This is a genomic window from Streptococcus infantis, from assembly GCF_019929575.1.
In the GTDB taxonomy this organism is placed as follows: Bacteria; Bacillota; Bacilli; order Lactobacillales; family Streptococcaceae; genus Streptococcus; species Streptococcus infantis_L.
In genome coordinates this window covers 1-25,065 of sequence record NZ_JAHZPU010000030.1, presented here as the reverse complement: position 1 = coordinate 25,065, position 25,065 = coordinate 1, and the positions used below count along the sequence as shown (strand labels likewise).

The window sequence follows — 25,065 nt, the reverse complement described above, 5'->3', positions numbered from 1 at the left end:
GGATTGTCGAGCAAGACGCAGTGGTTGAGTGGGCTCTACTACGCTGATTTCATCAGCTTTTACAGCCCTACTCAACTATGCGGAGGTGGGACGACGAAATCGAATTCTAACGAATTACCGATTTCTGTCCCACTCTCTCTTTTAGGTTTATTTGGCTAATTCGATACAGAAGGCATCCCATGGTTCCAAGGTCTGTGTAGTCAAAACTTCTTCTACTGATGTGTTTTCAATTAAGATAGATTTAAGTGACTCTTCTACTACAAACTCTTGATTCTGATTGGACAAATTGGCCACAACTAGGAAACGACGGTCTCCATCTTTACGGATATAAGCAAATACTTTTTCAGCTGTTTCAAGGAGTTCAAAATCAGCCCTCACCAACCAACTATTTTCCTTACGGATTTTTACCAATTTTTGATAGGTATAGAAGATAGAATCTGGATTTGCTAAAGCTTCTTTTACATTTGTCTTTGTATAGTTTGGATTAACAGCTAGCCAAGGTTGACCGTCTGAAAAACCAGCATTTTTCATCTCATTCCACTGCATTGGGGTACGGGCATTGTCACGTCCAATGACACGGATACTGTCCATGATTACTTCCATTGGAACACCTTTTTCAAGAGCCTCACGCGCATAGTTAAGGGATTCAATATCTTCTACTTGATCCAGCGTTTCAAATGGGAAATTGGTCATCCCAATCTCTTCCCCCTGATAGATATAAGGAGTCCCTCTCATGAGATGAAGTAAGATTGCATATGCTTTGGCAGATTTTTCGCGATACTCTTGATCATTTCCCCAGATAGAGACGATACGAGGAAGGTCATGGTTGTTCCAAAAAAGGGAATTCCATCCATCTTCAACTCCTAATTCTGTCTGCCATTTGTTGAAAATCTCTTTTAACTTCCCAACATTTAATTCTTTTTGGTACTGCCACTTAGGTTGCCCTTCCTGATATTGAAGACAGATATGTTCAAACTGGAAGACCATGGACAGTTCTTGTCCTTTAGGATCTGAATAGAGTTTAGCTATCTCTGGTGTTGCTCCCCAAGTCTCCCCTACTGTCAATAAATCTTTATCGCCAAAGGTCGCCTGATTCATTTCCTTGAGATAGGGATGGAGCATAGGACCATTGTTGACAACCTTCTGGTCAGGAATCTTCCCAATCATGTCAATGACATCCATACGGAAACCACCGATTCCTTTATCAATCCAAAAGTTCATCATTTCATAAATTTTTCGGCGTAGTTCTTCATTTTCCCAGTTGAGGTCTGGCTGCTTCTTACTAAAAAAGTGAAGATAGTATTGACCAGATTTCTCGTCGTATTGCCAAGCAGAACCACTGAAAATTGACTCTAATTCGTTAGGTTCATTCCACCAGATATAGTAGTCTCGCTCAGGGCTATTAGGATTTTCACAAGCTTCGATAAACCAAGCATGCTCATCGGATGTATGATTGACAACCAGATCCATGATGATTCGAATATCTCGCTTTTTAGCCTCAGCAATAAGTTCATCCATATCTTCCATGGTTCCAAAGATAGCAGCAATATCTTGATAATTGGCAATATCATAACCATTGTCATCCATAGGACTATCATAAACTGGAGAAAGCCATATTGCTGTAATCCCTAACTTAGCTAGATAGTCTAGCTTACTGGTAATCCCAGGCAGATCACCAATCCCATCACCATTGCTGTCCATAAAACTCTTGGGATATACTTGATAGACAACTGCATTATGCCACCATTTTTCTTGCATCTTTTTACCTCATTATTTTAATAATCTATGGTCTATGATAACGCTTTTCATAATTTTATGCAAGCGTTTGCTTTGATCTTTTTCCTTATTTCGAACCTCCGCGGTTTCTTATCTTCCATTTTTTTTATATAATAGAGCTCAGAGGTAAAAAAATGAAAAAACAAGCTTTTAGTTCTGAACAATATTTGAATCTACAACGCGACCATATCTTGGAGCGCATCAACCAATTTGACGGCAAACTCTATTTGGAGTTTGGCGGCAAGATGTTGGAAGACTTCCACGCTGCTCGTGTTCTTCCTGGTTATGAACCAGACAACAAAATCAAGCTCTTGCAAGAGTTGAAGGAACAGGTCGAGGTTGTGATTGCCATCAACGCTAGCAATATCGAGCACTCAAAAGCTCGTGGCGACTTGGGCATTTCCTACGACCAAGAAGTTCTTCGTCTGATTGATAAATTCAATGAACTCGGTATTTTTGTTGGTTCAGTTGTTATTACGCAATACGCTGGTCAACCTGCAGCAGATGCCTTCCGTAATCAATTAGAGAAAAATGGCATTGACTCTTATCTTCACTACCCTATCAAGGGGTATCCGACAGATATGGACCACATCATATCTCCTGAAGGTATGGGGAAAAACGACTACATCAAAACTAGTCGCAACTTGATCGTCGTAACAGCTCCTGGGCCTGGTTCAGGTAAGTTGGCAACTTGTATGTCAAATATGTACCACGACCAAATCAATGGCATTAAGTCTGGTTATGCTAAATTTGAAACCTTCCCAGTTTGGAATCTCCCGCTACATCATCCAGTCAACTTAGCTTATGAAGCTGCTACAGCAGACTTAGATGATGTCAACATGATTGACCCATTCCATCTCCAAACATACGGAGAAACAACCGTCAACTACAACCGTGATATCGAAATTTTTCCAGTTCTCAAGCGCATGCTTGAACGTATCCTAGGTAAATCTCCTTATGCATCTCCGACTGATATGGGTGTTAACATGGTTGGTTTTGCCATTGTCGACAACGATGCAGCGATTGAAGCATCCAAACAAGAAATCATCCGTCGCTACTACCAAACAGTGCTTGATTTCAAGGCTGAAAAAGTCGGTGAAACTGCCGTTAAAAAGATCCAACTGCTCATGAACGACCTTGGCATCACACCAGCTGATCGTAAGGTTGCTGTTGCCGCACGTCAAAAAGCAGAAGAAACCGGTGGTCCAGCTCTCGCTCTTGAGTTACCGTCTGGTGAAATCGTTACCGGTAAGAACTCTGAACTCTTTGGCCCAACAGCCGCTGCATTGATCAACGCCATCAAGATGTCAGCCAACATTGACAAAGAGACTAAGTTGATAGAGCCAGAAGTGGTGAAACCAATCCAAGGTTTGAAAATCAATCACTTGGGCAGTCGCAACCCTCGACTTCATTCAAATGAAATCCTCATCGCTCTTGCCATTACAGCCATGGAAAACCCTGATGCTGACCGCGCCATGAAGGAGCTGGGAAATCTCAAGGGAAGCGAAGCGCACTCTACAATTATCCTGACAGATGAAGATAAAAACGTTCTTCGTAAACTAGGAATCAACGTAACCTTTGATCCTTACTACCAATACGATCGTTTGTACCGCAAGTAAATTACGGCAATTATCCCTCTAAGAATTGGATCCTTATCGTCCAGCTCTTAGAGGTTTTTTTATAGCTTGCAAGTCTTTCACAACCATATCTTTCAAAAAGAATTCCAATTTTATACTCTTCGAAAATCTCTTCAAACCGCGTCAACGTCGCCTTGCCGTGTGTATGGTTACTGACTTCGTCACTCTTATCCGCAACCTCAAAGCAGTGCAATGAGACTGACTTCGTCACTCTTATCTGCAACCTCAAAGCAGTGCTTTGAGCAGCCTGCGGCTAGTTTCCTAGTTTGCTCTTTGATTTTCATTGAGTACCAATAGAAACTAGGGTAACATCAGCTTACCATTGTCTTGGTCAGTTTTATCCATAATCCTATATCAGTTCTTTAGGACTGACTAACTCACTCATATCTACAACCCCAAAACGATGTTTGTAGTTAATTACATAAGAGACCTAGTTTGGTCCGTGATTTTCATTAAATATACATAAAAAGTGAGCCAGACAGAATTCTGATTTTCAGAAAACTATCTAGTTCACCTTTTGTTATGATTTAATTTTTTAGTTTATTCTACTGTAACTGACTTAGCAAGGTTACGTGGTTTATCTACATCAAGTCCACGGTGTAGGGTTGCAAAGTAAGCGACCAATTGAGTTGGTACGACCATTGAGATTGGTGAGAGGTAAGGGTGTACGGTCGTAAGAACAATATCATCTGTATCTTTGGCAACATTTTCTTCTGCGATGGTGAGAACCTTAGCGCCACGCGCTGCCACTTCTTGGATATTTCCACGAGTGTGGTTAGCTAGAACTGGATCTGACAAGAGGGCCAAAACAGGTGTTCCATCCTCGATCAAAGCAATAGTTCCGTGTTTGAGTTCTCCGGCCGCAAAGCCTTCACATTGGATGTAAGAAATCTCTTTGAGTTTGAGACTGGCTTCCATGGCTACATAGTAATCTTGACCACGTCCGATGTAAAAGGCATTACGTGTTGTTTCAAGAAGCTCACGAACTTTAGCATCAATTATTTCTTTCTCTGAAAGAGTTGATTCGATAGACTGAGCCACGATAGACAACTCGTGAACCAGGTCAAAAGCTTGCGCTTTGGCATTTCCATTTACTTCTCCGACTGCTTTTGCAAGGAAGGCAAGGGCTGCGATTTGTGCTGTATAGGCTTTAGTTGATGCCACGGCAATTTCAGGACCTGCATGAAGAAGCATGGTATGGTTGGCTTCACGTGAAAGGGTTGAACCCGGCACGTTTGTCACAGTCAGGCTTGGGATTCCCATTTCATTGGCCTTAACCAAAACCTGACGGCTATCAGCTGTTTCACCAGACTGACTGATAAAGATGAAAAGTGGTTTCTTGCTGAGAAGTGGCATGCCGTAGCCCCACTCAGAGGAGATACCAAGTTCCACTGGTGTATCCGTCAATTCTTCCAACATCTTCTTAGAAGCAAATCCCGCGTGGTAAGATGTTCCAGCTGCAAGGATGTAGATACGGTCCGCGTCTTGAACAGCCTTGATAATAGCTGGGTCTACTACTACTTGACCAGCCTCATCTGTGTAGGCTTGGATCAGCTTACGCATCACCGTTGGTTGCTCATCGATTTCCTTGAGCATGTAGTAAGGATATGTTCCCTTACCAATATCTGACAAGTCAAGTTCTGCAGTATAGCTAGCACGTTCATGGATGTTACCACCATAATCTTGCACTTCGACGCTATCAGCCTTGACGATGACCAACTCTTGGTCATGGATTTCCATGTATTGGTTGGTTTCACGAATCATAGCCATGGCGTCTGAGCAGACCATGTTGTAACCATCTCCAAGACCAATTAAGAGTGGTGATTTGTTCTTCGCTACGTAGATGACATCTGGATTTTCAGAGTCAATCAAGGCAAAGGCATATGAACCACGGATGATGTGAAGAGCTTTTTTAAAGGCTTCAAGAACTGAGAGACCGTCTTCCTCGGCAAATTTTCCAATCAAGTGAACAGCGATTTCTGTATCCGTTTGTCCCTTGAAGTTGTGTCCTGCAAGGTATTCTTCCTTAATTTCAAGATAGTTTTCGATCACCCCATTGTGCACCAAGACAAAACGTCCTGTCTCAGAGCGATGTGGGTGAGCATTGTCTTCTGTTGGTTTTCCGTGAGTAGCCCAACGAGTATGCCCGATACCAGTTGTCCCCTCAACACCAGCAGTTTTAGCAGACAATTCCGCAATACGACCAACTGCCTTGACTAAATGGCTTTCAGCACCACCTAGGACAAAAATCCCTGCAGAATCATAACCACGGTATTCGAGTTTTTCAAGTCCTTGAATCAAAATATCAGTTGCATTTGTGTTTCCAACAACACCAACAATTCCACACATAGTATATACGACACAGACAAACTGTGCTTTCTCCTTAAATTGGTATAGTCTAATTCTTTCTTTATAGAATCAGCAAAAACAGTATATAATTGTTTTTTTTACTTGTCAAGAATAAAAATTGGTATAGTCTGATTCCACCGATTCTATACACTGAAAATCTATCATATTTCACCTAATACTCCTCGAAAATCTCTTCAAACCGCGTCAACGTCGTCTTGCCGTATATGTGTCACTGACTTCGTCAGTTCTATCCACAACCTCAAAACGGTGTTTTGAGCAACCTGCGGCTCGCTTCCTAGTTTGCTCTTTGATTTTCATTGAGTATAAATCAAGTATTTAAAAAGGGCTCTAGCGCCCCTAATGACTACTATTTTGTAGCAAGCTTTTCTGCTTCTACTACTTCTTGAAATGTTTTTTGATAATTTACTTTAATCTTCATTGTCATATGAGAGTCCTCGTTTCTTTTTGATGACTCTAGTATAAAATCCCTTTCTAAAACATAGCTTATACTTTCCTTAGAAAAAGCTAAAAGTAATTTCTGATAATTAAGGAAAATCAAATAACTAGTTGGCAAACTAATCACAGGTTGCTCAAAGTACTACTTTTAAATTGCCAGATTGAACTAACAATCATTCAACAAGAAGATGCTGACATGATTTAAAGTGATTTTCGAAGGGTATGAATTCAGTGAATCCTATCCATACCATTATTTATCCAAGCACTTTATACTCTTCAAAAATCAAATTCAAACCACGTCAGCTTCGTCTTGCCGTATATGTGTTACTGACTTCGTCAGTTCTATCCTCAACCTCAAAACGGTGTTTTGAGCAACCTGCGGCTCGCTTCCTAGTTTGCTCTTTGATTTTCATTGAGTATTAGCTTAGAGATTCCATACAAAAAAGAGCGCTATCGCTCTTTTACTTAGTATCTAGGAGAAGGTGCTTGTTCCTGTTGAAATGTTTTTTGGTAATTTACTTTAATTGTCATTGTCATGTGAGAGTCCTCGTTTCTTTTTGATGACTCTAGTATAGACAATAACCCTAAAAGCAAACTTAAGATTTTCTTAGAGAAAACTTAATCTAAATGTTCTTTCTTTTCTAGATTCAAGGCAATCATGTGCCACTCTGGATCCTCTCGCCAGTTAGGCAGTGAGCTGATATAGCTAGCTACCTTACGAGCCTCCTCAAGTATTGGGAAGTCCTCGATGATATCAGCCACCTGAAATTCTGGTAGACCTGACTGTCTGGTTCCAAAAATCTCACCAGAACCGCGCATTTTCAAATCTTCTTCTGCAAGGACAAAACCATTAGTCGTTTCCGTCATGATGCGCATGCGGTCCTTTCCAGAGTCAGTCTTGGGATTAGCAACGAGTACAGCATAGGACTGCTTATCTCCACGACCGACACGACCTCGAAGCTGATGGAGCTGACTAAGCCCGAAACGATCAGCATCCATGATAATCATAACTGTCGCATTAGGAACATTGACCCCAACCTCTATAACCGTCGTAGAAACCAGAATATCAGTCTTTCTATCTTTGAACTCCTGCATAATCTGGTCTTTTTCATCACTCTTCATCTTACCGTGTAAGAGAGCAACTTTTGCTTTGCCAGAAAAATGAACAGTCAATTCTTCCGATAAAGCAATAGCATTTTTAAGGTCCAGAGCTTCGGATTCTTCAATCAAGGGAGAAATAACATAGGCTTGTGAACCTTTCTGAATTTCTCCTTCCAACCAAGTCAGGACCTGTGGTAATTGCTCATGCTTGATCCAGCGAGTTACGATTGGTTTCCGTCCTGCTGGCATCTGATCAATAATAGAAACATCCATATCGCCAAAGGCTGTGATAGCTAAGGTCCGTGGAATAGGCGTAGCCGTCATCATAAGGACATCTGGATTTTCTCCTTTTTCCCGTAAAATACGCCTTTGTCCCACACCAAAGCGGTGTTGCTCATCAATGATAATCAAACCGAGTTGAGCATAGTCTACCCCATCCTGTATTAGAGCATGGGTTCCGATAATCACATCGGCTTGGCCCTTGGCAATGATTTCCAAGACCTTGCGTTTTTCTGCAGCTTTCAGGGAACCTGTTAGGAGAGCTAATCTCAAATCCGGAAAGAGGCTCTCTAGGCTTTCAAAATGTTGCTCTGCAAGGATTTCTGTCGGAACCATGAGGGCAGCCTGGTAACCAGCTGTTACGGCAGCATACATGGCTAGGCCTGCAACAACTGTTTTCCCACTACCGACATCCCCTTGTAAGAGTCGATTCATGTGATGGTCCGACTTCATATCTGTTAGGATTTCTTGCAGACTCTTTCCTTGGGCTTGGGTCAATGCAAAAGGTAACTTTTCTTTTACTGCCGTTAGTTTTTCCTGAGACCAATTCAGGACCAGACCACTTCCATGAACCTTATTTTCAGACTTGAGGGTCTGTAATTGCATTTGGAAATAGAAGAGTTCCTCAAACTTGATGCGACGAAGGGCCTGTTTGTATTCTGCCAAATCCTTGGGGAAATGCATAGCGCGAACGGCCTGGCAACGGGACATGAGTTTGTATTTATCTAGCAAGGACTGGGGGAGATTTTCCTCTATCAAGAGATCCAGCCCCTGGTCAAAGGCGGTCTTGATGACTTTGATCAAGCTGGCTTGGCTGATTCCTTGAGCCAATCGATAAACAGGTTGGAGGTCATCCTCGACTTGAGCTAAAACCTTCATGCCTGTGAGGCTAGCCTTGGCGCGATCCCACTTTCCAAAAACGGCTAGAGTCGCTCCTAGCTCAATCTTGTCAGCCAGGTAGGGTTGGTTAAAGAAGTTAACTGCAAACACAACCTCTCCCTGCTTGAGGCTAAAGCGTAGACGATTGCGCTTAAAACCATAATACTGAACACTAGCTGGAGTTACTACCTGACCAGATAGGACAGCCTTTTCACCATCTTCTAGTTCTAGCACCTGCTTGGTCTTAAAATCTTCATAACGGAAAGGAAAGTAGAGCAAGAGATCTTGCAGGTTTTCGATTCCTAGTTTGGCATATTTCTCTGCTGACTTTGGTCCCACGCCAGGCAAGACATGCAAGGGTTGATGTAAATTCATGCTCTTCTCCTTTCCTTCTGTTTCTTAATGATATTCTCTCGGAATTCGATCACTGAGGAGGCAAACTACCTCATAATTGATGGTTCCTCGGTAAACTGCTACATCTGTTGCAGTAATCTCCTTGTCACCGTTTGAGCCAATCAAGGTTACCTTGGTACCTAATGGATACAGCTTAGGTAAACGAACCGTGATTTGGTCCATGGATACCCGCCCTACGATAGGGCACAATTGTCCATCCACCAGAACTGAGAAATTCTGCATATCTCGTGTCCAACCATCAGCATAACCTATCGGTACCGTTGCAATGACTTGTTCACTGTCTGCCTGATAGGTCGCTCCGTAGCCCATACAAGCCCCAGCATCTACTGTTTTGACATGAACGATGGCTGTTTCTAAGGTCAAGGCTGGTTTTAGTTCATAAGGCAATTCTAAAACTTGTCCGCTTGGATTGAGCCCATACATAGAATCTCCCATGCGAACCGCATTGAAAATCGTTTCTGCATGCCATAGAGTCGTTGCTGAGTTACTCGCATGGACTAGTTCTGGTACTTCTTGCAAGTCAGCTAGGATTCCCTTAAAGCATTCTAACTGTTGATTAAAGTAGCTATCTGATTCTTCATCTGCAGTCGCAAAATGGGTAAAGATTCCCTCAATATTTGCTCCATATTCCTTGAGTAAAGTTTGAGCTTGTGCTGCCTCGCTTGCACTTCTAAAACCAATTCGCCCCATACCTGAGTCAATTTTAAGGTGAACGGTTAAACCTGATAAATCTGAATCAGTAGCAAGGAGATTCTCAATCCATTCCAATCCAGCCACTGTCAAGGTAATATCAAAGTCCTTAGCCAATGAAAGAGATTCAACCTCAGATACTCCCAAAATAAGAATTTTCTTAGAAATTCCTGCTTGACGGAGTTCGAGGGCTTCATCGATATTAGAAACGCAAAAACCATCGACATCATCCTGGATAGCTATAGCAACAGCTACCGCTCCGTGTCCGTAGGCATTGGCTTTCACAACCGCCCATTTAAGAGTATCTTTAGGAATGTGCTCTCCCATTTGTTGGATATTGTATCGAATAGCACCCAGGTCGATGAGGGCCTTGGTTGGTCTATGTGGACTAGTTTTCATATTCTTCCTCCAAAATAACACTAGCTGTCACAAACTGATCTGTATGGCTAATTGATAACCAAACTTTTCCTAAAAACGGGGATTTGCTGAAGTAGGGAGCCCCTCTTTCATTGTTCAAAACTTCCAAATCCTGAAAGCCCAACTTACCAATCCCTGTCCCTAGAGCCTTGGAGAAGGCTTCTTTAGCTGACCAACGCCCAGCCAAATACTCGATTTGTCTACGACCTTTGAGACTGGCAAAACGCTCCATTTCCTTGTCGGTCAAGACACGCCGTGCAAATCCTTCTCTTTTTTCAACTGCATTTTGTATAGAAGCTAATGCTTCGATATCAATTCCGTGTCCAACTATCATTTTCGTCAAAAGGAGTTGAGATACCCCCAACTCCATCCTTTTCACTTATTTGTTAAGGTAGTATAGATTTCTTCTACCAGGGCTACTGTATTTTCCCATCCTAGACATGGATCTGTAATAGAGCAACCAAAGATTTCTGGTTGGTTTTGGCGACCATCTGCCAAGTAGGATTCAATCATGAAACCTCGAACTGTTTTCTTAATCTTTTCATTCCAGTCACGATTGAGAAGAGCTTGACGAACAATTCGAACTTGCTCCATATATTGTTTCCCTGAATTATCATGGTTAGTATCAATCATGATAAAGGGATTTTCAAGCCCCATAGACTCGTAACGCCCGATAGCATTTAAGAGAGTTTCATAGTAGAAGTTTGGTTCATTCTTCCCATATTCATTCATAGCTCCACGAAGGATAACGTGAGCTAGGGGATTCCCTGAAGTTTCAACTTCTTGTCCATGGTAAAGAAATGTTTGCTTGTTTTGTGCAGCATAGATGGCATTAAACATAACAGACAGATTTCCAGAGGTTGGATTTTTCATACCCACTGGTGCATCAATCCCTGAAGCTACAAAACGATGTTCCTGATCTTCTACTGAACGTGCACCTACGGCATGGTAGCTCACCAAGTCGTCAACCAAGACTAGATTGGATGGATAAAGCATTTCATCTGCTGTAGTAAATCCAGTTTCTGTAATAACACGATAATGAAGCTGACGAACAGCCTGCAAACCATTAATCAAACTTGGTGCTTTAGAAGTATCTGGCTGATGAACCAAACCCTTGTAGCCATCTCCATTGGTACGTGGCTTGGCTGTGTAAACACGCATGACCATGAAAATCTTATCCGCAACTTTCTTCTGCAAGTCTGCTAAACGGCGAGCATATTCAAGCACTGCTTCTTCATTATCAGATGAACAAGGACCAATGACTAAAAGGATACGGTCATCCTTACCAGATAGAATATCAGCCAGTTCTTGGTCTCGGCTTTCCTTATGTTGCAAGGCTTCTGCAGATAATTGCGTTTCAGCCTTAATTGCTTCAATATCGATTTCTTGACCTTTTTCAATAAACGCCATATTACTCTCCTAGTCTTTGGTAGATTTCGCGAACAAGAGCCTCAGTATTTTCCCATCCTAGACATGGATCAGTGATAGATTTTCCAAAGACCTCTGGCTCATTTTGACGACCGTCTTCTAGATAAGACTCGATCATGAAACCACGGACATATTTTTTAATCTTTTCATTCCAGTCGCGGTTAATCAAGGTCTGGCGAACGATGCGAATCTGATCCATATACTGCTTGCCTGAGTTATCATGGTTGGTATCGATGATGATAAATGGATTTTCAAGGCCCATTTTTTCATACTGGGAAATCGTATCCATCAAATTATCATAGTAATAGTTAGGGATATTTTTCCCGTATTCATTGAGGGCACCACGGAGAATGGCATGGGATAGAGGATTTCCAGTAGTTTCTACTTCTTTTCCTAAGAAAAGAAAACTCTGCTTATTTTGCGCTGCATAAATCCCGTTGAACATCACATTGAGATTTCCAGAAGTTGGATTTTTAAAACCTGTCGCAAAATCTGCTCCACTAGCTACAAAACGGTGTTGTTGGTCTTCAACTGAACGAGCTCCAACTGCCATATAAGAAATCAAGTCATCTACCAAAGGAAGGTTTTCTGGGTACAACATCTCATCCGCTGTCGTCATTCCTGTTTCAGAAATGACACGATAGTGCAAATGGCGAACTGCCTTGATACCATTGATGAGACTAGGCGCTTCTTTGGCATTTGGTTGGTGAATCAAGCCCTTATAGCCATCACCATTAGTACGTGGTTTAGCAGTGTAGACGCGCATGACCATAAAGACACGGTCTTTTACTTCTTCTTGCAGTTTTGCCAAACGCTTAGCATACTCAAGAACTGCTTCTTCATTGTCAGACGAACACGGACCAATCACTAACAAAATGCGTTGATCCTCACCACGAATAATAGCTTCAAGTTCTTGATCACGTTGTTGTTTATTGGCAAGTGCTTGTCCTTCTAATTTAGACAAACTACGAACTTCTTCAATATTAATTTTAGGGCTTTTGGCTGTAAATACCATGATTCATCCTCCTTATAAAGCAAACGGACGCCAAGCGAAAATTCACTTTTCACTAGGCATCCGCCTGAAAATTAGTCATTCTTAATGTCGTTTACCGTGACAGTTTTTAAATTTCTTACCAGAACCACATGGGCACAAGTCGTTACGCTTAACTTGGCTAAGATCCAAATCTGCAGGAAGCTCAGTCTGTTGCGCAGCGATATTACGAGTTGCTGTCGTACTGATATGACGCTCTGCTTGTGGACGCTCTTGCTCATGAATTTGTGCTTTCATCATCAAACGAGTCACATCAAACTCAATAGAACCAATCATATCATTAAACATACGGAAGCCTTCTGCTTGATACTCAACAACAGGGTTATTTTGTGCATAGCCACGAAGGCCAACAGCATTACGCAACTGATCAAGAGCATCGATATGGTCTGTCCACTTGTTGTCTACAACACGTAAGATCAAAACTTTTTGGAATTCTTTGACAGCTTCCTCATCACGAAGCTTAGCAACTTGGCTATCGTAGACTTTCAATGCACGTTGATAAAGTTCATCTTTGATTGCTTTGTCTGATAAACCTTCTAGATCTGAAAGTGCAAGTGAATCTTCTGGAAGCAAGTTGTATCTTGCAAAATTCAAGATAGCTTCTAGTTTTTCATCCTGTTTGGCACGCGCATGATTATCAACAACACGATTAATAGTGCGTTTAATCATTGCATGAATCTCAGGAGCCAAGTCGCGATCAGCAGTGATGACATCGTAACGTTGTGAGTAGATAATCTCACGTTGCTCACGCATGACATCATCGTATTGAAGGACTTGTTTACGTGTGTCGTAGTTGTTTCCTTCAACGCGTTTTTGTGCTGCTTCTACTTGACGTGTCAACATACGAGATTTGATCGCTTCGTCTGACATATTGAGACGTTCAAAGACACCCTTCAAGCGCTCTGAACCGAAACGTTTCATCAAATCATCTTCAAGAGAAAGGTAGAATTGTGACTCCCCTGGGTCTCCTTGACGTCCTGAACGTCCACGAAGCTGGTTATCGATACGACGACTTTCATGGCGTTCTGTACCAATGACACAAAGTCCACCAAGTTCACGAACACCTTCACCAAGCTTAATATCAGTACCACGACCGGCCATGTTGGTCGCGATTGTAACTGCACCACGTTGGCCAGCATTCATAATGATTTGAGCTTCTTTGTAGTGGTTCTTGGCATTCAATACTTCGTGAGGAACTCCTGCAGCTACCAATTTTTTAGAAATATAATCACTGGTTTCAACAGCAACAGTACCTACCAAGACTGGTTGACCCTTTTGGTAGCGAGCTTTTACATCTTCGACAACAGCCTTAAATTTAGCTTCAAGACTAGCAAAAAGTAAATCCGAATGGTCGATACGTTGAACTGGACGGTTTGTCGGGATTGGAATAACACGAATATTATAGATTTCGCGGAACTCCTCTTCCTCTGTCTTACCAGTACCTGTCATCCCTGACAATTTCTTGTACATACGGAAAAGGTTTTGGTAGGTAATAGAAGCTGAAGTCTTGGTTTCATCTTGGATTGGCACACCTTCTTTGGCTTCAATCGCTTGGTGCAATCCGTCTGAGTAGCGACGCCCTTCCATAGTCCGACCTGTAAACTGATCGACAATTAAGATTTCCTGATCTTCACTAACCACATAGTCAATGTCCAAGGTCATGATGTAGTTGGCACGAAGAGCATTGTCGATAAAGTGAGTAAGAGCCACGTTTTCAATATCATATAGGTTGCTTAGGTTGAAGTAACTTTCAGCCTTGTCAATTCCTGAATCAGATAGGCCAATTGTTTTAGACTGGATATCAATGATGTAATCATCTTTATCTAGTGATTTAACATATTGGTCTGCCATATGATAAAGCTGGCTAGTCTCAACAGCATTTGCTCCTGACACAATCAAAGGCGTTCTAGCTTCGTCAATCAAGATAGAGTCAACCTCATCGACCAAGGCATAGTTAAGTGGACGTTGAACCATAGTTTCTGCACGAACAACCATGTTATCACGAAGATAGTCAAATCCAATCTCAGAGTTAGTTGAGTAGGTAATATCACAAAGGTAAGCTTCTTTTTTCTCCATCGGAGACTTAGCTGCCAAGTTAATCCCTACCGATAAACCAAGCCATGAATAGAGCTCACCCATCTCAGTCGCGTCACGTTCAGATAGATATTCGTTGACCGTAACAACGTGTACCCCTTTACCTGAAAGTGCATTGAGGTAAACTGGCATAGTCGCAGTCAAGGTTTTACCTTCACCAGTACGCATCTCTGGAACGTCACCATGGTGAAGAACAATCCCTCCCATAACCTGAACTTTATACGGGAAAAGACCGAGAACACGCTTAGCACCTTCACGGACAACAGCAAATGCTTCATACAACAACTGATCAAGCGTTTCACCATTTTGATAGCGTTGTTTAAACTCTACTGTTTTTGCTTGTAGCTGCTCGTCGGTCAATGCAGCCATCTCATCTTCATATTTTATGACTTTATCTGCCATCTTTTCAAGACGACGAAGTTCTCCCTTATCATTTTCGATAATTGTTTTTAGTAAATTTGCCATTTTTTTCCTTACTTTAAATTCTGAATATTTTAGAATGTTCTTTTTATTGTAGCATATTTGCCCAATTTTTTCAAGAAATATTCCGTTTTCCCTTAGGGCAAAAAAGGGCTAATCATCGAGATTAGTTCCCTTAAAATTCCTATTCCGAGGCTAGTTTTCTTCATTTTTCTTCATTAATGCTTCTAGCTAGTTTATCCATGAAAAAATTGCCATCATTTTCTATTAGGTAAAAGCTTGCCTATTTCTTTCAAGGAAGACTGGATTTCTTCTTTTCCAATCGTAGCTTATTCATAAATTTTAGACAAGCATAGATTTTCCAGTCATTGACTAAGGATAAAAAGACTAAAAGTAGCCATATCATCCATCTAGCAAGATCCCTTGGTTCTTGTAAAATAAAGTTAAATAAGACTAGCGAAAAAAAAGTAAAGGCTAGACTAAACAAAGCCATTAGAGGTAAATAAAGCCAATAAAAATAGTAAAAGACAGAAAAGTACTTACTTCCTGGCTGTACCTTCCCTTGCCAACGAAAAAAGTAAAAGTAGGGTGCCAAAATCAAGAATTTTAATAGTTTTTCCATCTCCTTACCTCTCCAACGCTTTCCTTCTTTTATTATAGCAAAAAATCTGGAAAGTGGTTTCCAGATCTTGCAATTCTTAGAAATAAACGGCCAGTCTACTGTTTTGATGTAGAAGTACTAAAGTCAACCTTTGGAGCTGTCTTGGCTTCTTCGCTTTCTTTGAAGGTTTCTGCTTCTTTAAAGTTCATCATATTAGCAAAGAGAACAGTTGGGAAGCTTCTTATTTTTTGATTGTAGTTAGTTGCTGCCTGGTTGTAATCCTTGCGGGCTACAAAGATACGATTTTCGCTTCCAGCCAACTCCGTCATGAGTTGTTCCACATTTTGATTGCTCTTAAGCTCAGGATAGTTCTCCGTCAACACAAGCAGGCGTGAAATAGCTGAACTCAACTCACCTTGAGCCTCTTGGTTTTCCTTTGAAGTAACAGAGCCATTCCCAATTTTTGCACGTGCTTCTGCAATCTGGGTAAAGACTTCTGTCTCATGGTTCATTTGTCCCTTTACAGACTCTACCAGATTTCCAATCAAGTCTGAACGACGTTGAAGGGCTGTCGCTACATTTGCTTGAGCTTGTTCTACCTTGGTCTGTTCGGAGACAAGACCATTATAAGTACCTACGACCGAGCAGCCTCCTAGCAAGATAATTGCTAGCAAAATGCTCAATACATAAATGATTCCTTTATTTTTCATATCTAAACCTACTCATTTCTTTAAATTTTATACTGACATTACCAATCATCGGATGAACCTCCACCATCAAAGCCTCCGCCGTCCCAGCCACCAGAAGAATCTGAACCTGAGTCTGACCAAGACGAGTCCGAATCGGATGAGTCACTGATCCACCAGCCACCACTAGACGAGTCATCGTTACGAGAACTTCCACCTCCTCTGATAATGGCAATAAACATGACGATGAAATAAATGATTATCCCGACTCCAAATATATTGTCCATAGGTTCACTGTTTTGACGGCGACTTGATGAACCACTTCTATCTCGATTAGATTTTTTGCCACTGATACTTTCAGAATAACGTTTGATATCAGAGGAGTAGCCATCAGATGAAAAGGTTCCAGTTCCCTTATAAAACTGATTATCCAAACCTTTGGCAATCGCTAGAATTCCCTTACTATAGTCTCCATTTTTAAAATCTGTACGACTGGCTGCCAACAATTGCTTGGTTTGGTAGTCCGTTATTCTAATTGCGGTATTATTACTGGTTTCAATTCTTGATTTACGATCTTGAACAGCCACCACAATCAAACTTCCAAAATTATCTCCTGAATAACCTACCTTCCAGGCTCTAGCCGTCTCATTAGCGACCGTTTCAATGCTTTCTCCTTCAAGACTATCTACGATATAGACACCCACTTGAAGCTTTTCTGCCATTTTACTATTGGCTTCATTCAAATCACGAATTTGTGTGATAGTATCCTCTGTCAAATAGTGATTTGGATCGTAGATACCATAGTCTGGTTTTTCAGGTGCGGTGAATGCTGATAGGAAGAGAAATACCATCAGCAATCCAAGGATACGCACCAAGAAAGGATTCTTCAACAATCTATATTTTTTCATAATAACCTCCCTGTTCAAGGAAAATTGTTTAGAGAATTATAGCATTTTGATTTTTACAAAGAAAGTACATTTTCATTACAAATCTATGACAAGAATCAAGAAAATGATGTTGTTTTGATGACAAATCGGACTCTCTAAGCTGCATTTTAAAATGATTCTTTCATTCAAGCCCAGCTTTTACATTAAAGAAACTAAAAATCTACTGCCAATATTTTTAACGCTCATCTACCTTCATTTCATTTGATTGTTCTTTCCTTACATCATTCTGCTCAATTAAATCAGCACCAAATTTAACATACACTAAGTCCTTAGCTAAGATTTCAGCAGCATAAACTAATTTTATGAATTTCGGCCTAGTATTTTTTCCTTTTTAGTATAAAATCTCTCACTACAAATATATGTTTCATCTATCCTAGTATCTAAATTATCTATTCACATGCTTTTTATAGTGAAATTTTCTACATCCTACGTGATCATCTATCTCAAAATAATAATAATGATCTCTGCCATCTTTGGCATTTTCCTTGTTTAAGACAAAGTAGTCCTTTTGGTTAATGGCCATGGTGCGTAGAATGTCGTCAATCAGAAAAGTCAGAGGCACATTCATGGCAGAGTATTTTTGAAAATCTTCCTCGAAACGAATATAGTCATCTGAGAAATAGTCCATCTGCAATTTGTTTTCATATAACTCTTTTCTAGTCATCAACTTCCTCCTGACAAAGTTGGATTGTGAGAATATCATCTACTCTTAGCAGTCTATAGCCCTCATTCGTTTTAACAGAGACTTCTTGAGGAGATAATTCTCTTAGTTCACCCAATATCGTGCTTTTATGATTTTTCTCCTTGACCATAAAAGAGCCTTTTAGTCGTCCAACGTAGAGCTGGGAAAGCAGCAACAACTTCTCGACTGGATTCAAATCTGTTGATAAATCCACACGATTTTTTTCTGCACTGAGTGAACTGGTATGCTCCGATAGAAAAAAGCCCATCCACTTCTGCATGCCCGGATCCTGATAATCCCTCGCGGATTGAAAGGGCAAATAAGAACGATCAATCATTTTAGTCCATCTAATCCTCCAGCAGAGTGCCCTCCGATCAGCTTACTTCTGGCAATACTTCTCGATGCGTCCTCTAAAGCAGTCGCCTTCAAGAGAGAAGTAAAGCCGAATTGCTCTCTAATCGAATCAATGGCAGTCTGGAGCCTTTCTTCTTTTTCTAGGTTGTCAACCTCATCAAAAAGGGAAATCAACGCAAAGGATTCATCCACAAATCCTGAATAACTAACGGCAACACTCCTGACAGCCCCAGAAGTGTATTTGCTATGGAATAATTTCAGCACGTAGCTGACCAAAAGACTAGTGCTGTTGGTTGGCTCAATCTTCATCTGGGTATGGATGGAACGTTTTTGTTCCTGCTTAGAAAAACCAAGATGAATAGATACCACTGTCGCCTTTTTACTAGCTCTTCGAAGCCTGATAGCCACCTGCTCCGCCATCTCTCGGAGTATAATTTCGATATCTCGCTGCTTGACATAGTCTCTCGGTAAAATTTGCGAATTGCCCAAGCCATGAGATTTTGGCTTATAGGGTTTATGAACATTACTCTCATCTATCCCATTGGCATGAAACCATAGGCGCAGTCCAGCTTGACCAAGTTCTTTCTTCAGGACATCAGGATTACTATTGGCTAACTCCTTAATTGAATAGATTTCCAAGCTATTCAAGCGCTTCTCCATCCGATGCCCAATCCCCCAAAAGTCGGTCATCTTTGGAATGGACCAGACCTTATCTTCCACATCCTGATAAGACCAGTTAGCTCGCATGGTCGGTGTGTGCTTGGCTTCATTATCCAAGGCCAACTTAGCAAGCAGGGGATTGGCATTCGACATGCCGACCGTCGAGTAAATCCCTGTCTGCCGCCAAATATCCCTCTGGATACGAGCCGAAAGCATATCCAGCTTATCTTTGCGAGAAATCTGCTGGTCTGGGACAAAATAATTAAGCGAACTGGTTAGATCAATAAAGCCTTCATCAATTGAATAAGGATAAATATCATCTGGGCTCCCATAATTCTGGAAAATGCGCTGAATTTCCATATTGACCGCAATATACTTATCCATCCGAGGAGGGACAATGACGGTCACCCGAGCCCAATCTTCGATAAATCTCACATAGGCTGGGTCTGTCCGTAAGCCTTGTTTTTTGGCATTATAGTAGGAAAATTTACGCGTCTTGATATCAAAGGGGAGGTCATAGGCGCGACCTACATTTGCTTTCCCAAAAACTTTTTTAAACATAGGAGAGGAGGCGAGAATAAGCCCAACAGAATTATCCGCTCGACTCATGACACAAAGGGAAGTTTTAAGGGGATGGAGTCCTCTTTCCACACACTCAACACTGGCATAAAAGGACTTCATATCAACAAAGGCAATATCACTTTTGGGCTCTCTGGAATAATCAAAGTAGCCCATAGACTATCCCTCCATCGGTACAAAATTACCCACGATAATACCTACAATCCGCGGATCTTCCTCATAAGAGATAAAAATATCCTTGTATTTAGGATTGATGGAGACCAGACGCAAGCCATCTTCTTCTCGATAGACCCGCTTGATATAGGTCTGGTTATTGCAAACCACTGCATAGACAGCTCCGTCATAATCAAATCCAGTCTCTCGAATCAGAGCCACAGAACCATTTTGATACTTGGGTTCCATAGAGTCCCCAGACACCCAGGAAGCAAAATCGTGAGCCAGTTCTTCATTGAAATAAACCGTATCAAAATTCCGATCATCATAAACCGAAGCTCCGATACCAGCCGACATACGTTCATAGACATGATACTCGTAGAGTTTTTCTGAAATAGCAGTCACCTTCTTGGCTTGTTCTTCTTGATCCAAGTTGCGAGCATAGACTACCACCTTTTCTTTTCCTTTATTGGAAAGGCTATTATAGAGACGGACAATTTCGATTTGGGTAAAATAGCCTTTTGGTACTTTTAAAATCTCTTCTAGCTGTCTAACCTTTTCTTCGGAAGGTTCCTTGACTCCACGTTCCCAAGCTGAATAAGCCTGAAAACTAATGCCAAGCTGCTCTGCAATCTCTTTCTGTGTTAGCTTTAGCGCTTTTCTCCGATCCTTAAGTTTTTCTGGTTGGTACATGATTTACCTCCTAGTGTGGTGTTTTCATAGTAGATTGACTTCATATTTTAAAACTCAACCATTTTGGTTTAGTTTTATTATATAAAAAAAGTAGACAAATGTCTACTGGAAATATTGAGTTTTGGCAAACGACTGGTAATGATGATGCTATAGATTCCTTATCTCAAATACCGCCGTATGAATCCACTCGTTATTCATTTGAAAGTCATTTTCTATGATTTTACTAAAGGTAAAACCATTTTTTAAAAGCACTCTCTGAGAGGCCAGATTGCCCGTGGCCGTCCCTGCGATAATCTTATGTAAACCATAAGTAGTAAAGGCCTTTTCTAAAACGAGTTTAACCGCTTCACTTGCATAACCTAAATTGGTAACATTTTCTCCGATCCTATACCCAAGTTCTGCTGTTTTTCGATCATCCTCTAAGACACTTAAATTGATTCTTCCGACCATAGTACCTTGTGCATCTCTAATAAGATGCATATAGACATCATGATTCTCTTGTTCCCTTAACAATTCCCTTGTAATTTCTTTAAAACCTTCTAAGTCAAAATAGTGAGCTGGTCTAGGAGGTAAACTTCGCTCAAAATACTCCCGATTTTCTTTTTCAAAATAATAAATATCTATGCTATTTTCTTCAGACATCAGCTCTAAACTTATCATTGTAAAGCATCTCCTATCATTCTCTAAATTCAAATGTACTCATGTTCACACAAAGTGACATTTACAGCATTTAAAGAGATATCTTAATTTTTTCATATCGTATCTACATTATAACACAACATACTATGAAGAAAAATAATATCCATCAAGGACCTCATAAATTCCAACATCTTGCTAAACAGACTGGAACACCTATGGAAGCTATTTTTAAACCCTACTTGCTTCATCTTCATAAAATGATAATGACTTACAAATAAAGAAGAAAACCATCTCATCAAATCTGAGATGGTTAATCATTTAGTCTACTTTATAAAAAACTTGTTCTGAGCTAGTTGGAGCAGCTTGACCAGCAGTAAGTCTGTTTTTACTTAAGTCAGAATCTAACCCATCTATAATAAGTCCAGCAGGGTAAACACTCATTCCATACCCTGTAAAACCAGATCTAACACTGAATTCAATAGTTCCACGGTTACCCATGCTCACTTTCTCAATGTTCCCACTGTTTACTAGTCCATTTTTATCGAATGTAAACTCTTGTCCAAGTCCATTTCTCCAAGTTCCAACTAGAGTAGAGAAATCTCCATTTAGAATGGCTTGCGCATCTATTTTTTGTGGCTCAACATTCGTTTGCTCTTCTCGTGTAGAAGGTTTTTCCTCCGTAGTCGTACTACTATCTTGGGTAGTCGTTAAACTAGTGCTTGTTGTAGTTGTTGTACTAGTCGCTGTCGTACTACTAGTAGTAAAACTCTGTTCCGTTGTAGGAGCATTTACTGCTTCTGCATCTTGCTTCTTATGATTAAAGAGGAAGAGAGAACTTATCAGCACTACCGGGATTAAGGAACATAATAAAATCAACAGCCAGTTGATGCCTTTTCCTATTTTCATTTATAACTCCTTTAAATTATTCTTACTTAATTATATCATACCAAATTAATACTAGGAAGAAATTGTATAAGACAAAGACTACTGGGGTGAACTTTGATTTTTTGAAACAAAAAAGACATCCAAGAGTAAATTCTTGAATGTCTGTAAACGTTGATAGTATCGTATTGATTAACGTTTTGAGGCAACTGACTTTGTCAGGTTGCAGCCACATTTGTAAGCGACTAAAGTCGCAACCACTGTGTCAATTGCACCAATTTAGTAAGAAAGTATAAAAAAACACCCCATGGTGTGAACCATGAAGTGTTTCGAAACGTTGATATAATCGTATTGATTAACGTTTTGAGAATTGTGATGCTTTACGAGCTTTCTTAAGACCTGGTTGGAAACATTTTTATTTGAATAAGTTTCAATATCCCCTTAAAATCAATGTTTTCCCACATTTACAGAAAACAGAATTTCATCTAATTTGAATCAATTTCAGTTGAATGGTGTGAATTTTACCCTAAAAATACACAAATTGAGCTAGATTTTACCAAAAAGTTCACACCATTGGTTCAATTATTTTTTGTTACGTACGTTTTTCTTAGATGATAGACTTCCTAATGTATTTCTTATAGCATTTGAGCAAACCTCCGTTAAAGGTTCTCCTATTGCCTCCTTGTAATTAAATCCTAATAGTTGCATAGTCTTTAAAGTATCCTTATTAAGTAGAGCAACCAATTGTTTCATTGAATCTTCTTTCCCATCTTCAACATTAGTAAATGAAGATAGAAGAGAAATAACCCGTTCTAAAGTGTTGTGCAAATACTCAATATCTTTATCATCAATATGTACTTTTTCATATTCTTCTTTATATGCCTGAGCAATTCTGATTGCCTGTTCTCGTTCCGAAAGTAACTCATTTACAATTTCATCATAAGTATTTCGTAATTTATCGGCGTTACGTTCTTCCTTTAATGATTGAATTTTACTATTCACTAGTGTTGTTGTTCCCTTAAATGTTAGAGTTCCCAATTCAATCCCTGCTTTTACTAAAGCTTCTGTAATATATGGCTCCATGCTATACCTCTGTTATTTCTTTTTATAATAAAACCATTTTATCATAAATCTACATTAAACATAATACATCTTATAGTCTCTATCCCTTTAGGTAAAAATACAGATTTTATGGTATAATAAAGGTAACATTATATAAGGAGATGTGACATGACTCTTGATGTAAATAAAGAAGAATTAACAATTTTAGGGATTCCTTTTGATAATTTTTCAGATTTCGATACCGTCTGGTATGCTATTGGATCATCAATGATTGAAAATTATGAACCTACTGTTCAAGATGTGATTGATTTAAAAACTTATGTTGTCAATAGACGAAAGGAATTGAATATTGGTTAAAAATCAATACGAAGGCTATAAGTACATTGACCCTAATCACCAATATACCTATCCAAATTCCACAGTCTTAATCAACAAACAAAATGTTACAAATATTGAAGAAGCCTACCGAAATGAGCATTTATTCGTTACTAGAAGGCTTGCAGACTTGCGCTTGAAAACCATAGAAGTCTACTCCATTAGTGATATTTTAGCCATTCATAAATATTTATTTCAAGATGTCTATTCTTGGGCGGGACAATATCGCAAGGTGAATATCTCAAAAAGCGGGAATCCCTTTATGCCAATACAATCTTTCAATACTGCCCAAGACTATATCAACCATCTTATTCATACCTATTATCAAACTGCTAATTCAAAAAATAAAATTATTAAACAATTAGCAAAAATTCTTGATAATCTCAATTATTTCCATCCCTTTCGAGAAGGAAATGGACGAACTCAACGAGAAGTTATTCGTTCCTTAGCACTATCAAAAGGCTATTCTGCACAAATTCGAGTGGAACAAGATGACGAAGTTTACAACCTTTATATGGACGGAACTGTCTATGGAGACTTAGAGAAGTTAGAAGAATTATTTGCTAAAATATTAAAAGAAATATAGGTTGTAATACTTGGTAATTAGAGAAGTTTAATAGTAGGTCGTTACGTTTCATTAGAAACGAAAAAACCTTGATTTAATGCGATTCTTGAAATTTCAAATTTCAATATATTGCAATAAAAATCAACCGAATCACTATCTTTTTTGAAATAAAAATGATGATTCGGATATTTAAAAGAAGAGGAACTGAACTGCACCCCAAAAGTTAGATTTTTTCTGTCTAACTTTTAGGGTGCAGTTTGTTTGGTCCCAGTGTGTTTATTTCATTTTAGGATAACTTCATCAATAAACTTAAGCGTTCATCATTTTTGAGCTCAGATAACAAGCAAATCAACCGCTCATATCCAAGTTCTTTCTTCTGCTTGATTAATGAATTCATCACAGCCACCAAATCCTCTGGCGTAAAATTCCTTAAGTAAAGTGTAATATAACTTCCTTTATTAGAAGCTAGGCTAACATGAATTGCATTATGTTCTTTTTGTCTAATTTTCATTCCTCCTGTAGACTCCCTAATATAGAACTCATACACTGTCTTTTTGGGGTAGCAATCAAATGAGTTTTCGAATTCTCTGCGATTTTTATAGAGAATAAAGTTAATGAGTGAATAATATTTTAGAAACATAGTTGTTTCCTCCTAAAATGTTTTTACAGTTATAGTATGCCACAAATCCCAATTTATAAAAAAAAATTAAGAAAAAACGATAAAGATATTGTTTCACTTATTGAATTTTTTTTGTAGTTATACCTCTTTCTCTCATCCCTCAGTTTTTTTGCGATTCTGATTTTTCTGTGTGTTTAGCGTTGACAGGAACGTATGTGTAAGTCACGCTAAACACACAGTACTAGGTAAAAGTGAATAACGTAAAAAAATCTTATCCTGATTTTTTTATTTTAAAATTTATGGCATACTAATAATATGTAGATAATTGATTAAGTAGAGACGTAACTAATATAGCTACGTTTTTTATGTTTGAAAGGAGGTAGCTATCGTGGAAACAGTAGGTTTAAGCTGGGTTAGGAAAGAACCAGTTTTGTATTTCATTAACTAAAAAAAAATAAATGTATAGATAATAAAAGAGATGTCAATAGCATTTTAAAAAAAATTCCCCAATTGTCAAGTCAAGTGCAACAAAGTTGTTCCTCTGATTAAGCGAGTATCTTTCAAGCTGTTTGAGCTG

21 protein-coding genes are annotated in these 25,065 nt (G+C 39.6%); 3 read left to right on the top strand and 18 right to left on the bottom strand.

Features of this window, described 5'->3' with window-relative positions; all coding sequences use genetic code 11:
* Positions 1-147: 147 nt before the first annotated feature.
* Positions 148-1,758 (bottom strand): glycoside hydrolase family 13 protein, encoded by a 1,611-nt coding sequence (locus K1I67_RS08340; protein WP_223339570.1) that lies wholly within the window; start codon positions 1,756-1,758, stop codon positions 148-150.
* A gap of 152 nt (positions 1,759-1,910) precedes the next feature.
* On the opposite strand from K1I67_RS08340, the gene K1I67_RS08335 reads away from it, so the two are divergent.
* Positions 1,911-3,395, top strand: coding sequence for a DUF1846 domain-containing protein (locus K1I67_RS08335; protein WP_223339569.1), 1,485 nt, complete (start codon positions 1,911-1,913; stop codon positions 3,393-3,395).
* Positions 3,396-3,953: 558 nt separating this feature from the next.
* Here K1I67_RS08335 and glmS read toward each other — a convergent pair.
* From glmS to K1I67_RS08250, 16 genes are all read right to left on the bottom strand, one after another.
* On the bottom strand, positions 3,954-5,762 hold the full coding sequence (gene glmS / locus K1I67_RS08330; protein ID WP_223339568.1) for a glutamine--fructose-6-phosphate transaminase (isomerizing): 1,809 nt from the start codon (positions 5,760-5,762) through the stop codon (positions 3,954-3,956).
* Positions 5,763-6,836: 1,074 nt separating this feature from the next.
* Positions 6,837-8,852 carry an ATP-dependent DNA helicase RecG gene (recG, locus tag K1I67_RS08325; RefSeq protein ID WP_223339567.1) on the bottom strand — a complete coding sequence of 672 codons (2,016 nt, stop codon included), beginning with the start codon at positions 8,850-8,852 and terminating at the stop codon, positions 6,837-6,839.
* Positions 8,853-8,876: 24 nt separating this feature from the next.
* Positions 8,877-9,980, bottom strand: a complete 1,104-nt coding sequence (alr, locus tag K1I67_RS08320; RefSeq protein ID WP_223339566.1) for an alanine racemase — start codon at positions 9,978-9,980, stop codon at positions 8,877-8,879.
* Positions 9,970-10,332, bottom strand: a complete 363-nt coding sequence (acpS, locus tag K1I67_RS08315; RefSeq protein ID WP_223339571.1) for a holo-ACP synthase — start codon at positions 10,330-10,332, stop codon at positions 9,970-9,972. Before acpS ends, alr begins: the two co-directional genes overlap by 11 nt.
* A 41-nt stretch (positions 10,333-10,373) precedes the next feature.
* Positions 10,374-11,408 (bottom strand): 3-deoxy-7-phosphoheptulonate synthase, encoded by a 1,035-nt coding sequence (locus K1I67_RS08310; protein ID WP_223339565.1) that lies wholly within the window; start codon positions 11,406-11,408, stop codon positions 10,374-10,376.
* A gap of 1 nt (position 11,409) precedes the next feature.
* On the bottom strand, positions 11,410-12,441 hold the full coding sequence (locus K1I67_RS08305) for a 3-deoxy-7-phosphoheptulonate synthase (RefSeq protein WP_223339564.1): 1,032 nt from the start codon (positions 12,439-12,441) through the stop codon (positions 11,410-11,412).
* Positions 12,442-12,522: 81 nt separating this feature from the next.
* Complete coding sequence (secA, locus tag K1I67_RS08300) at positions 12,523-15,036, bottom strand: preprotein translocase subunit SecA (RefSeq protein WP_223339563.1); 2,514 nt, start codon at positions 15,034-15,036, stop codon at positions 12,523-12,525.
* Between the two features lie 672 nt (positions 15,037-15,708).
* Positions 15,709-16,302, bottom strand: coding sequence for a LemA family protein (locus K1I67_RS08290; RefSeq protein ID WP_223339561.1), 594 nt, complete (start codon positions 16,300-16,302; stop codon positions 15,709-15,711).
* 38 nt (positions 16,303-16,340) lie between these two features.
* Positions 16,341-17,186, bottom strand: a complete 846-nt coding sequence (locus tag K1I67_RS08285; RefSeq protein WP_075227253.1) for a TPM domain-containing protein — start codon at positions 17,184-17,186, stop codon at positions 16,341-16,343.
* A gap of 424 nt (positions 17,187-17,610) precedes the next feature.
* Positions 17,611-17,889, bottom strand: a complete 279-nt coding sequence (locus K1I67_RS08280) for a DUF5960 family protein (protein WP_223339560.1) — start codon at positions 17,887-17,889, stop codon at positions 17,611-17,613.
* A complete protein-coding gene (locus tag K1I67_RS08275) occupies positions 17,882-18,244 on the bottom strand; it encodes a hypothetical protein (protein WP_223339559.1) in 363 nt (120 codons plus the stop codon). Before K1I67_RS08275 ends, K1I67_RS08280 begins: the two co-directional genes overlap by 8 nt.
* The gene (locus tag K1I67_RS08270) at positions 18,241-19,656 is read right to left on the bottom strand and encodes a Y-family DNA polymerase (RefSeq protein ID WP_223339558.1); all 1,416 of its coding nucleotides are present in this window, start codon (positions 19,654-19,656) and stop codon (positions 18,241-18,243) included. Before K1I67_RS08270 ends, K1I67_RS08275 begins: the two co-directional genes overlap by 4 nt.
* Before the next feature lie 3 nt (positions 19,657-19,659).
* Positions 19,660-20,346, bottom strand: a complete 687-nt coding sequence (locus K1I67_RS08265; protein ID WP_223339557.1) for a helix-turn-helix domain-containing protein — start codon at positions 20,344-20,346, stop codon at positions 19,660-19,662.
* 147 nt (positions 20,347-20,493) lie between these two features.
* A complete protein-coding gene (locus K1I67_RS08260) occupies positions 20,494-21,006 on the bottom strand; it encodes a GNAT family N-acetyltransferase (RefSeq protein ID WP_223339556.1) in 513 nt (170 codons plus the stop codon).
* Positions 21,007-21,303: 297 nt separating this feature from the next.
* Positions 21,304-21,891, bottom strand: a complete 588-nt coding sequence (locus K1I67_RS08255; RefSeq protein ID WP_223339555.1) for a DUF6287 domain-containing protein — start codon at positions 21,889-21,891, stop codon at positions 21,304-21,306.
* Between the two features lie 558 nt (positions 21,892-22,449).
* The gene (locus tag K1I67_RS08250) at positions 22,450-22,950 is read right to left on the bottom strand and encodes a hypothetical protein (protein ID WP_048775675.1); all 501 of its coding nucleotides are present in this window, start codon (positions 22,948-22,950) and stop codon (positions 22,450-22,452) included.
* 147 nt (positions 22,951-23,097) lie between these two features.
* On the opposite strand from K1I67_RS08250, the gene K1I67_RS08245 reads away from it, so the two are divergent.
* Both K1I67_RS08245 and K1I67_RS08240 read left to right on the top strand, forming a co-directional pair.
* Positions 23,098-23,286, top strand: coding sequence for a hypothetical protein (locus tag K1I67_RS08245; RefSeq protein ID WP_000171300.1), 189 nt, complete (start codon positions 23,098-23,100; stop codon positions 23,284-23,286).
* Positions 23,279-23,890 (top strand): Fic/DOC family protein, encoded by a 612-nt coding sequence (locus K1I67_RS08240; protein WP_070678972.1) that lies wholly within the window; start codon positions 23,279-23,281, stop codon positions 23,888-23,890. The genes K1I67_RS08245 and K1I67_RS08240 overlap by 8 nt, the downstream gene beginning before the upstream one ends.
* Positions 23,891-24,155: 265 nt before the next feature.
* On the opposite strand, the gene K1I67_RS08235 is transcribed toward K1I67_RS08240, so the two are convergent.
* Complete coding sequence (locus K1I67_RS08235) at positions 24,156-24,380, bottom strand: hypothetical protein (protein ID WP_223339554.1); 225 nt, start codon at positions 24,378-24,380, stop codon at positions 24,156-24,158.
* Positions 24,381-25,065: the final 685 nt, after the last annotated feature.